Source organism: Microbacterium sp. NPDC028030, assembly GCF_040637855.1.
Taxonomy (GTDB): domain Bacteria; phylum Actinomycetota; class Actinomycetes; order Actinomycetales; family Microbacteriaceae; genus Microbacterium.
This window is the reverse complement of sequence record NZ_JBEZXF010000002.1, coordinates 584,474-595,718: the sequence shown is the minus strand read 5'-3', so window position 1 is coordinate 595,718 and position 11,245 is coordinate 584,474. Positions and strand designations below refer to the sequence as shown.

The window sequence follows — 11,245 nt, the reverse complement described above, 5'->3', positions numbered from 1 at the left end:
GCGGCGTGGAAGAGGGGCCTCAGCCGTGATTCACGGTCGGCACGTGCGGGTCCGACTGGTGGCGCAGCCACAGCGTCGTCAGGGCGGGCAGCGTGATGGTGGCCGTCGGACGCCCGCCGTCTGCGGCCCCGGCGTAGACCATGCCGAGGTTCCCTGACCCGCGGCCCCCGTATTCGGCAGCGTCGGTGTTGAGCACTTCCTGCCAGACGCCCTCGCGGGGGAGCTCGAGCGGGTGTGCCGTCAGCTCCGTGCCGGCGAAGTTGCTGACGACGACGAGTCGACCTCCGTGCGCGTCCCGTCGCTCGAAGGCGATCACGGACGGATCCCAGGTCGGTGCGCCGAGCCGACTGAAGGACGAGGCCTCGTTGTCGCGCTCCCAGAGCGGCGCCTGGGAGCGATAGGTGCGGTTCAACGCGCCGACGAAGTCCTGAAGCTGTGCGTGCGACGGCTGGTCGAGCAGCCACCAGTCCAGTTGGCGCGCCTCCGACCACTCGGCGAGCTGACCGAACTCCTGGCCCATGAACAGGAGCTTCTTTCCCGGGTGTCCCCACATGTACGCGAGGTACGCACGTGTGTTCGCGAGCTTGTGCCAGTGATCGCCCGGCATCTTCGCGAGCAGGCTTCCCTTTCCGTGCACGACCTCGTCGTGGCTGATGGGAAGCAGGTAGTTCTCGCCGAATGCGTAGACGAACGAGAAGGTCATCTCGCCCTCATGATGCGAACGGTACATCGGGTCGCGCGCGATGTACTGGAGCGAGTCGTTCATCCAGCCCATGTTCCACTTGAACCCGAAGCCGAGACCGGCGTGGTCGGTGGGTGCGGTGACCCCGGGGAAGCTCGTCGACTCCTCCGCGATCATCATGATGCCCGGGTGCAGTCGGTACGCGGTGGCGTTGACCTCCTGCAGGAAGCGGATCGCCTCGAGGTTCTCGCGGCCGCCGTGGATGTTCGGCTCCCACTCGCCGGCGGCCCTGGAGTAGTCGAGGTAGAGCATCGAGGCGACGGCGTCGACGCGCAGCCCGTCGACATGGAACTCCTCGAGCCAGTAGAGGGCGTTGGCGACGAGGAAGCCCCGGACCTCCGGTCGCCCATAGTCGAAGATGAGCGTTCCCCAGTCCTGATGCTCGCCGCGGCGGGGATCCGGATGCTCGTACAATGCCTGGCCGTCGAAGCGGGCCAGCGCGAAGGCGTCCTTGGGGAAGTGTCCCGGCACCCAGTCCATGATCACGCCGATGCCGGCCTGATGGAGGCGATCGATCAGGTAACGCAGATCGTCCGGGGAGCCGAAGCGGCTGGTGGGAGCGTAGTACCCGCTGACCTGATAGCCCCAGGATCCGCCGAACGGGTGCTCGGCCAGGGGCATGAACTCCACGTGCGTGAATCCTGCCTCCGTCACGTGCTGGATCAGCGGCGTGGCGAGTTCCCGATAGCCGAGTCCCTCGCGCCATGACCCGACGTGGACCTCGTAGACCGACAGGGGCTGGGCGACGGCGTGCGTCGCCGCGCGGCGGGTCATCCATGCCCCGTCCGACCAGGCGTACGACGATGCGGTCACCACGGATGCCGTGTTCGGCGGTACCTCGGCGGCGTGCGCCATGGGGTCGGCCTTGAGGATCCACGCTCCGTCGCGCGTGCGGATCTGATACTTGTACCGCGTGCCGATCGGGAGCTCGGGGATGAACAACTCCCAGACGCCGCTCACTCCCATCGAGCGCATCGCGTGCGCCTCGCCGCTCCAGTCGTCATGGTCGCCGACGACGCGGACCGCGGTGGCGTCGGGCGCCCAGACCGCGAACGAGGTGCCCTGCTCGCCGTCGAGCGTTCGCGGGTGTGCTCCCAGAGCCTCCCAGAGCCGCTCGTGTCTTCCTTCCGCGATCAGGTGCAGGTCGAGGTCGCCCAGCGTGGGGCGATGACGGTAGGGGTCGCCCGAGAGCGTCTCCTCGTGATCCGCGTACTTGGTCGCGACCCGGTAGGGCAGCGGGGGACCGACATGCTGCGCCTCCCAGATCCCGTGCGCGACGTGCGCGAGCTCGAGCCTGCTGCCGTCGCCGAACACCGCAGCCACTCTTTCGGCGAGCGGGCGTCGTACGCGGATCACCGTGACCGTGCGGTCGGCGGCGTCCTTGCGGGCGTGTGCACCGAGAACGGAGTGCGGGTCGTGGTGTGTCCCCGCGGCGATCGCCTCCCACTCGGTGGATGCCGCGACGTCTTCCGCATAGCTCATGATCGCTCCCTCACCTTCAGGATGTGCACGGGCTCGGCGAAGGCGTCGAGTCGCACGTAGTTGTGGTCGCTCCAGGTCCACACCGCGCCGGTGAGGAGATCCTCCACCTCGAACCGCTCGCCGAGCGGCACACCCCATCGGGTGGTGTCGAGGTGGACGGTCGTCTCGCGCACGGAGTGCGGATCGACGTTGGCCACCACGATGATCGTGTCCGCGCGCCCGGTCCCGGTGAAGGGCGCATCGAGGTGCTTGCTGTACACGAGCACGGCGTCGTCGTCGCTCCAGTGCGTCGAGAAGGTACGGAGCTGCCGCAGCGCCGGGTGGTCCCGCCTGATCTCATTGAGACGGCGGAGCAACGGCGCGAGGGACTCGCCCCTCGCTTCTGCGCCGTTCCAATCGCGGAACTTGTACTCGTACTTCTCGTTGTCGATGTTCTCTTCGGAGCCGGGACGCGCCACGTTCTCGAACAGCTCGTAGCCGGCGTACACGCCGTACACCGGGCCGGCCGTCGCCGCGATGCAGGCACGGATGCGATACGCGGCCCTTCCACCGAACTGCAGGTATTCGGTCAGGATGTCGTGCGTGTTCACGAAGAGGTTCGGACGCATGTAGTCGGCTGTCTCGTGCGACACGGAGGTGAGGAACTCTTCGAGCTCTGCTTTGGTGTTGCGCCAGGTGAAGTAGCTGTAGCTCTGCTGGAAGCCCACGGCAGCGAGCGCACGCATCACGGCTGGTCGGGTGAAGGCCTCGGCGAGGAAGATCACGTCGGGATCGGCCGCGTTCACCTCGGCGATGAGCCATTCCCAGAACTGCAGAGGCTTGGTGTGCGGGTTGTCGACGCGGAAGATCTTCACCCCCTGTCCGACCCAGTGCTGCACGATCCGCAGCATCTCCGCGGCGATCCCCTCCGGGTCGTTGTCGAAGTTCAGGGGGTAGATGTCCTGGTACTTCTTCGGGGGGTTCTCCGCGAACGCGATCGTGCCGTCGGGGAGCGTCGTGAACCATTCGGGATGTGCGCTGACCCACGGGTGGTCCGGGGACGCCTGGAGCGCGAGATCCAGGGCGACCTCGAGCCCCTCCTTCCGCGCTGCACGGACGAAGGCGCGGAAGTCCGCCGGCGTGCCAAGGTCGGGGTGTATCGCATCGTGACCGCCCGCTGCGGATCCGATCGCGTACGGGGAGCCGGGGTCACCGGGTTCGGCGACCAGAGTGTTATTGCGCCCCTTGCGATGGGTCGTGCCGATCGGGTGGACGGGCACCAGGTAGACGACGTCGAACCCCATCGCCGCGACCTCGGGGAGGCGCTTCATCGCCGTGCGGAAGGTGCCGCTCTTCACAGTGCCGTCTTTCAGGCGGCGGGCGCCTTCCGACCGCGGGAAGAACTCGTACCAGGCGCCCGTGCCCGCCGCGAGGCGATCCACGTTCACCGTCTGATCGGGGGAGGCCGAGCGCAGGCTCGTCACAGGACGTTCGCGGAAGATCTGCACGAGTCGCGCATCCGTCGAGACGGCGAGCGTCGTGTCGGCATCGCCGCTGCGCAACGCCAGCGCGACGTCGCCCAAGTGCTTCCGTTGTGCCGCGGGACGATCCCGCTCGGCGGCAGCGCGCGCGAGCAGGTCGGCGCCGAGTGCCGCCATGACGGGCACGTCGACCGCCGCTCCGACCTTGAGCTCGGCGGCGTGTGCCCAGGTCGCGAAGTCATCCGAGAAGGCCTCGAACCGGAAGCTCCACGCGCCCTGCTCGTCGAGCGCGATGTTCGTCGACCAGGTGTCGGTGCCGTCGTCACGCGGCGAGAGTCGATGAAGAGTCTCTTCCCCGGACGGCGACGTGAGCCGGACGTGCACACCGATGATGTCGTGCCCCTCGCGGAAGGAGGTCACGCTGAACGGGACGACCTCGCCGACGAAGGCCTTCGGGGTGAACCCGCCGGGAACCGCGGGCGAAGGCTGCAGGAGGGGTATGCGCGTCGTCCGCAGTGGACCGGGCGTATCGGCGTCATCCGCAGCGCGCGGCGGGATCTGAGAGGGACTCCGGAGAGTCGTGGACCGAGTTCCAGCACGTGCAGGCACATCCCGAATGTACCGCGCGGAGGGGATCACGGGTAGCGCGCGACGCGGTGCGTCGGTGCGGGTCTCACTCGACCCGGAAGAGTCTCATCGAGGTGCCCGACACCGGGAGGACGTCACCCGGCGCGAAGACCTCCTCCTCATCGGACGGGCGCTCCAGAGCGCTCGACCACAACGACACGAAGCGCGTCGCATCCTCGATCTCCTCGGGCAGACGCACATCGATCGGCGACTCTGTGCCGTGCACGATGAGCAGGATGCGGTTGTACGCCTCGGTATCGGGAGTGGATGCGGCGACGTACTGCAGGGTGCGGTTGCCGGGATCCGCCCACTGTCCCTGCTCCATCGTCTCGCCGTTCTGGTCGTACCAGTCCATGACGGAGGCGTTCGGGATGTGCTCGCCGAGACGCGCGTAGCGGCTGGGCCGGAGCGCCGGGTTGTCCTGCCTGAGCCGGATGAGGCGGGAGACGTGAGCGCGGAGGTCTTCCTGCCACGGTTCGAACTCCCAGCCGAGCCACGTCAGTGCGGAGTCCTGCGCGTAGGCGTTGTTGTTCCCACGTTGCGTGCGCCCGACCTCGTCTCCTGCCGTCAGCATCGGGATGCCTGCCGAGAGCAGGAGCGTTCCGAGGAGGTTCCGCATGGCCTTCCGCCGCGCCGCCAGGATCGTCGGATCGTCGGTCGGTCCCTCGATGCCGTGATTGAAGGCGCGGTTCATGTCGGCGCCGTCGCGGTTCTGTTCTCCGTTCGCCTCGTTGTGCTTCACGTCGTACGACACGAGGTCGTGCAGGGTGAAGCCGTCATGAGCGGTGACGAAGTTCACGCTCGCGAGCGGGCCGCGATCCTCGCTGAACGTGTTCGAAGAGCCGGCGAGGCGAGTGGCGAACCCGCCGATGCCCACGGGTGCCGATGCCCGTCGTGCGTAGTCGATGTCGCTCAGCCAGAAGTTGCGCACCCGGTCGCGGTACCGGTCGTTCCACTCGTGCCAGCCCGCCGGGAAGTTACCGGTCTGCCAACCGCCGAGGCCGACATCCCACGGTTCGGCGATGAGTTTGGTCTCGGCGAGGATCGGATCCGCCGCGATGGCGGCGAGGAGCGGGTGGTCCGGTGTGTAGGTATGAGTGCCGTCCCGCGCGATTGCCGTGGCGAGATCGAAGCGGAAGCCGTCGATCTGCATCTCCTGCGCCCAGTAGCGGAGCGAGTCCAGCACCAGTCGGGCCCCGGCATCGGTAGCGGTGTTGAGGGTGTTCCCGCATCCCGTGGTGTCGACGTACACACCGGACTCGTCCTGCCGGTAGTAGTTCGCGTTGTCGATGCCTCGCAGGCTCGAGCGGGGGCCGCCGATGCCCTCCTCGGAAGTGTGGTTGTACACGACGTCGAGGATCACCTCGAGCCCGGCCTCGTGCAGCAGCCGCACCATGCCCTTGAACTCGGCGAGCACAGCCTCCGGGCCCTCTTTGCGGGCCTCCTCTGTGGCATAGGCCGTGTGCGGAGTGAAGAAGTTGAGGGTGTTGTACCCCCAGTAGTTGGTCAGCCCACGCTCGAGGAGGCGAGGCTCCGGGACGAAGGCATGCACGGGGAGGAGCTCGATCGACGTGATCCCGAGCGAGTGGAAGTGCTCGATCATCGCGGGGTGGGCGAGACCGGCGTAGGTGCCGTGCAGCGCCGGGGGCACGTCGGGGTGGCGCTTGGTGAGTCCCTTGAGGTGTCCTTCATAGATGACGGTGCGGTCGAGGGGCACGCGCGGCTTCCTCGATTCTCCCCAGTCGAAGCCGTCCACGATGACGACGGACCGCCACTCCTCGTAGCCGTCGCCCTGGGCGAGACCGCGGGAGTAGGGGTCGAGGAGCAGGGTCTCAGGGTTGAAGGTGTTGCCTGGTCCATGCGGGCCGCCCACGCGGACGGCGTAGCGGACCCCGGGCTGGAGCAGTGCCGTGGTGACCTCCCAGACGCCGCCTGCGAGGCGTTCGAGCGGCACTTCGTCCGTCGCCCAATCGAGGTCGGTGGCGTCGAAGACCACCAACTCCACGGAGGAGGCGTTCTGCGACCAGACGCGCAGCGTTCCGACGCCGTCGTGAAGACGGACGCCGAGGTTGTCGAGGGCTGAGCCGCCGGGCGCGGCGAGGTCTCGGGACACGGGCATGAGTACACACTAGGCGCGATGTGTTGCAGTCTCATGACAGCCGGTACCCGGTTCCCGTCGTGCGACCCCCCACGCCGCCGTTTCGCGAGAGAATCGAAGGATGCGGCACTATCTCGATCACGCGGCGACCACGCCGTTGCGCCCGGAAGCGCGCGATGCCTGGCTGCACGCGTCCGAGACCGTCGGCAACGCCTCATCGACGCACGCCGCGGGTCAGGACGCCCGGCGCCTGTTGGAGGACTCACGCGAGCGTGCCGCAGCGGTGCTTGACGCCGAGCCGATCGAGATCGTGTTCACGTCGGGTGGCACGGAGTCGATCAACCTCGCGCTGCAGGGCTTGTGGCACGGACGCCCGGACGGCACATCGGCGATCGTGCTGCCGGACGCCGAGCATCACGCGACGATGGACACCGCGGCGGGTCTCGTGGATGACGGCGCGGAATTGCGGCGGGTCCCGGTGACGGACCAGGGGCGGATCGACCCGGCGCCGTTCGAGGGGCAGCTCGCGGGGGCGGCCCTCGCCACCGCACTCGTCGCGAACAACGAAGCGGGCACGATCAACGACGCGGCCGCGCTCGCTCGGGTCGCCGCCGAGGCAGATGTCCCGTTCCACCTCGATGCGGTCGCCGCTCTCGGACACGTCCCGCTGTCGTTCCGTGCTCTGCGGGGAGAAGCAGGCCCGGGCGTCGGACTCGTCGCGATGAGCCTCGCCGGCCACAAGATCGGCGCTCCCGTCGGCGTCGGTGCGCTGGTGACCGCGCGGACGGCGCGCCTGACGGCACTGCTGCACGGCGGCGCACAGCAGCGAGGACTGCGTGCCGGAACGCAGGACGTCGCCGGTGCCGCGGCCTTCGCCACCGCGCTCGAACTCGCCGAGGTCGAGCGCGAGGAGGAGGGGCGTCGACTGCGCACCCTGCGCGACCGACTCGTGAGCGGCATCCTCTCCTCGGTGCCCGACGCCGTGCTCCTGGGCGACCCGACCGACCGCCTCCCGGGGAACGCGCACATGCTGTTCCCCGGTGCGGTGGGGGAGAGCCTGCTGTTCCTGCTCGATGTCGCGGGTGTGGCCGCGTCGACCGGGTCGGCCTGTCAAGCCGGCGTGGCCGAGCCCTCGCATGTGGTCATGGCGATGGGACGAAGCGAACGGGACGCGCGCAGCGTGCTCCGGTTCTCGCTCGGCAGGACCTCGACCGACGCCGACGTCGATGCTGTGCTCGCCGTGATCGCGGACACCTACGCTCGCGCATCCGGCGCCGTCACAGGCGCACGCTCGTAGACTGGTGTCATGCGGATCCTTGCAGCCATGAGCGGTGGTGTCGATTCCGCCGTCGCGGCTGCCAGGGCCGTGGAGGCGGGTCACGATGTCGTCGGCGTGCATCTCGCGCTCTCCCGGGCCGGCGGAACCCTGCGCACGGGAAGCCGCGGATGCTGCACGATCGAGGACGCGCTCGACGCCCGTCGTGCCGCCGACATGCTCGGCATCCCGTTCTACGTGTGGGACTTCTCGGAGCGGTTCCGTGACGATGTGATCGCGGACTTCGTGTCGGAGTACCAGGCGGGTCGCACCCCGAACCCCTGCATGCGCTGCAACGAGAAGATCAAGTTCGCCGCGCTGCTCGAGCGGGCCATCGAACTCGGGTTCGACGCCGTGTGCACCGGACACTACGCGACCCTGATCGACGGGGTCGACGGCCTCGAGCTGCACCGCGCCTCGGACAACGCCAAGGATCAGTCCTACGTGCTGGGCGTTTTGACCGCAGAGCAGCTCGCACACACGTACTTTCCGCTGGGAACCACTCCTTCGAAGGCCCTCGTGCGCGCGGAGGCCGAAGCGCGTGGTCTCAGCGTCGCGCAGAAGCCGGACAGCCACGACATCTGCTTCATCCCCGACGGCGATACGCGCGGCTGGCTCGCCGAGAAGGTGGGAACGGCCACGGGCGAGATCGTCGATCGCAGCGGTCAGGTCGTCGGTGAGCACGAGGGCGCGCACGCGTTCACGGTCGGTCAGCGTCGCGGTCTCAAGCTGGGCGTTCCCGCAGCCGACGGCAAGCCGCGGTTCGTCCTCGAGGTGCGCCCTGTCTCGAACACCGTCGTCGTGGGACCCAAGGAGGCGCTCGCGATCGCCGAGATCGCAGGGGAGCGGTTCAGCTGGGCTGGAGCGGCGCCGAGGGAGTCGTCCTTCGACTGTCATGTGCAGATCCGCGCTCATGCGGAGCCGGTGGCCGCGCAGGCAGTGGTATCGGCCTCGGGTGTCAGGGTCACTCCGGACGTGCCGCTCGACGGTGTGGCGCCGGGGCAGACCGCGGTCCTCTACATCGGCACGCGCGTCCTCGGGCAGTTCACGATCGACACGACGGTGTCGGCTGTGCCCGTCGGCGCGTAGATCCTCTGCAGTGTCCGTGCCCGCTCGTAGACTGGCGGAGTGCCGGAGAACATCTCGCTGGAAGACGCCCGAATCGAAGCCGACGAGCTGACCACTCGCATCCTCGATGCGAAAGAGGCCTACTACGGTCGCGACACCTCGGTCGTCGACGACTTCACGTACGACGGGTGGATGCGCCGCCTGGAGGAGCTCGAGCGGCTGCACCCCGAACTCCAGGGGCAGGACTCGCCGACGCAGATGGTCGGAGCGGCAGAGGCGACGGGCCTCGCGACGATCGAGCACGCCGAGCGCATGCTCAGCCTCGACAACGTCTTCTCGATCGATGAACTGCGGGAGTGGGCGGCCAAGACGAAGGCGTCGGCGGGGCGAGAGGTCGCCTGGCTCACGGAACTGAAGATCGACGGGCTCGCGATCAACCTCCGTTACGAGAACGGGGTCCTGACCTCGGCCGCGACCCGTGGCGACGGACGCGTCGGCGAGATCGTCACCGAGAACGCGCTGCGCCTCCCCGAGATCCCTCAGCGTCTGAGCGGAGAGGGTCACCCCCCGATCGTCGAGGTGCGCGGCGAGGTGTTCATCCCCGTGGCTGCATTCGAGCGGCTCAACGCGGCGCAGGCGGCCTTCCGCGACCGCGCCTATGCCGATGCGCTCGAGCGGTGGGAGTCGCGCGGCGGCGTGAAGAAGCCGTTCGACGAGGAGAAGGCGCGCACGGCGGCCGCTCGCCGATTCCCTGCATTCGCGAACCCTCGCAATGCGGCCAGCGGTGGTCTTCGTCAGCAGATCGACAAGAAGAACGGCCTCGAGCTCGAGGCCGGGTTGCTGCGCATCGAGTCGCTCGCGCTCTACGTGCACGGCGTCGGGGCGTGGGCCGATCCTCCTGTCGCCGCGCAGAGCGAGGTGTACGACCTGTTGGCGGAGTGGGGTCTGCCCACGAGTCCACACACCAAGGTGTGCCGCACGATCGACGAGGTGGTGGAGTTCGTCGAGTACTTCGGCGAGCACCGGCACGACATCGAACACGAGCTCGACGGCATCGTCGTCAAGGTCGACGAACTCGAGCTGCACGACGAGCTCGGCGCGACCAGCAGAGCGCCCCGCTGGGCGATCGCGTTCAAGTATCCACCCGAGGAAGTGCAGACCACGCTGCTCGACATCGTGGTCTCGGTCGGGCGTACCGGTCGCGCGACGCCCTTCGCCGTCATGGCGCCCGCACACGTCGCGGGATCAGTGGTCCGCCAGGCCACCCTGCACAACAAGGACGTCGTCAAGGCGAAGGGGGTCCTGATCGGCGATACGGTCGTGCTTCGCAAGGCAGGCGACGTGATCCCCGAGGTGCTCGGTCCGGTCGTCGAGAAGCGCGACGGCAGCGAGCGGGAGTTCGTCATGCCTGCCGACTGCCCCGAGTGCGGCACCCCCCTGCGGGCGATGAAGGAGGGTGACATCGACCTGCGGTGTCCGAACGCCAGGTCCTGTCCTGCGCAGGTCCGCGGACGCGTCGAGCACATCGGCTCCAGGGGCGCCCTCGATGTCGAGGCGCTCGGCGAGGTGACCGCAGCCGCGCTGACGCAGCCGACGTCTCCCGCGGTGCCTCCCCTCGAGACGGAGGCAGGACTGTTCGCGCTGACCCTCGACGAGCTCGTACCCATCGAGCTGTTCGTCCGCGACGCCGAGACCGGACTGCCCAAAGAGGACGAGGACGGCCTCGTGAAGACGCGAGCCCCCTTCCGTCGGAACCCCACTGCCGCCGAGAAGAAGGCCGGTCTCGAGGGCCCGCAGCCGTCGTCGCAGGCGCTCACGCTGCTCGCCGAGCTGGAGAAGGCGAAGACCAAGGATCTGTGGCGTCTGCTCGTGTCCCTGAACATCCGTCACGTCGGCCCGGTCGCCGCGCGGGCTCTCGCCCAGTGGTTCGGCTCGCTCGACGCGATCCGCACGGCCTCCCGAGAGGAACTCGCCGCGGTCGAGGGCGTGGGCGGCATCATCGCGGACTCGCTGCTCGCCTGGTTCGAGGTCGATTGGCATCAGGACATCGTACAGCGGTGGGCCGACGCGGGTGTGCAATGGGCGACGCCCGGCCACCCCGGGCCCGGTGCCGCGGTCGCCGCCGGAGGGGTGCTCGAGGGGCTCACCGTCGTCGCGACCGGCTCCCTCGACGGGTACACCCGAGACGGCGCACAGGAGGCCATCATCAACGCCGGCGGAAAGGCCGCTTCCAGCGTGTCGAAGAAGACCGACTACGTCGCAGCGGGTCCGGGGGCAGGTTCGAAGCTCGCGAAGGCCGAGGAGCTCGGGCTTCGCATCCTCGACGCGGCGCAGTTCCACATCCTCGTGACCGAAGGGCCCGACGCCCTCCCGCCCGTCACCGACGGGGCGTGATCGTCGTCAAAGGCTGACCGAGCGCACGCCGCCGGCCGCGCGGAGCAGGCACGTCCGCT

At 68.6% G+C, this 11,245-nt stretch carries 6 protein-coding genes; 3 read left to right on the top strand and 3 right to left on the bottom strand.

Annotation, left to right across the window (positions count from 1 at the left end; translation table 11 throughout):
- Positions 1–19: 19 nt before the first annotated feature.
- The 3 genes from glgB to glgX all read right to left on the bottom strand — a co-directional run bounded on the left by glgB (position 20) and on the right by glgX (position 6,430).
- Positions 20–2,224 (bottom strand): 1,4-alpha-glucan branching protein GlgB, encoded by a 2,205-nt coding sequence (glgB, locus tag AB0E56_RS11720; protein WP_359799104.1) that lies wholly within the window; start codon positions 2,222–2,224, stop codon positions 20–22.
- Entirely contained in the window at positions 2,221–4,293 is a 2,073-nt protein-coding gene (locus AB0E56_RS11715) for an alpha-1,4-glucan--maltose-1-phosphate maltosyltransferase (RefSeq protein ID WP_359799103.1), read from the bottom strand. The genes glgB and AB0E56_RS11715 overlap by 4 nt, the downstream gene beginning before the upstream one ends.
- Positions 4,294–4,357: 64 nt before the next feature.
- A complete protein-coding gene (glgX, locus tag AB0E56_RS11710; RefSeq protein ID WP_359799101.1) occupies positions 4,358–6,430 on the bottom strand; it encodes a glycogen debranching protein GlgX in 2,073 nt (690 codons plus the stop codon).
- Positions 6,431–6,530: 100 nt separating this feature from the next.
- On the opposite strand from glgX, the gene AB0E56_RS11705 reads away from it, so the two are divergent.
- The 3 genes from AB0E56_RS11705 to ligA are packed head-to-tail and all read left to right on the top strand — an operon-like array spanning position 6,531 to position 11,186.
- A complete protein-coding gene (locus tag AB0E56_RS11705; RefSeq protein ID WP_359799099.1) occupies positions 6,531–7,706 on the top strand; it encodes a cysteine desulfurase family protein in 1,176 nt (391 codons plus the stop codon).
- 9 nt (positions 7,707–7,715) lie between these two features.
- Positions 7,716–8,813, top strand: coding sequence for a tRNA 2-thiouridine(34) synthase MnmA (gene mnmA, locus AB0E56_RS11700; RefSeq protein ID WP_359799097.1), 1,098 nt, complete (start codon positions 7,716–7,718; stop codon positions 8,811–8,813).
- A 39-nt stretch (positions 8,814–8,852) separates the two neighbouring features.
- Positions 8,853–11,186 (top strand): NAD-dependent DNA ligase LigA, encoded by a 2,334-nt coding sequence (gene ligA / locus AB0E56_RS11695; protein ID WP_359799095.1) that lies wholly within the window; start codon positions 8,853–8,855, stop codon positions 11,184–11,186.
- Positions 11,187–11,245 lie beyond the last annotated feature (59 nt).

Coding starts and splice junctions, on each gene's coding strand:
- glgB (WP_359799104.1), bottom strand. CDS start 2,224: ATGAGCTATGCGGAAGACGTCGCGGCATCCACCGAGTGGGAGGCGATC.
- glgX (WP_359799101.1), bottom strand. CDS start 6,430: ATGCCCGTGTCCCGAGACCTCGCCGCGCCCGGCGGCTCAGCCCTCGAC.
- AB0E56_RS11705 (WP_359799099.1), top strand. CDS start 6,531: ATGCGGCACTATCTCGATCACGCGGCGACCACGCCGTTGCGCCCGGAA.
- mnmA (WP_359799097.1), top strand. CDS start 7,716: ATGCGGATCCTTGCAGCCATGAGCGGTGGTGTCGATTCCGCCGTCGCG.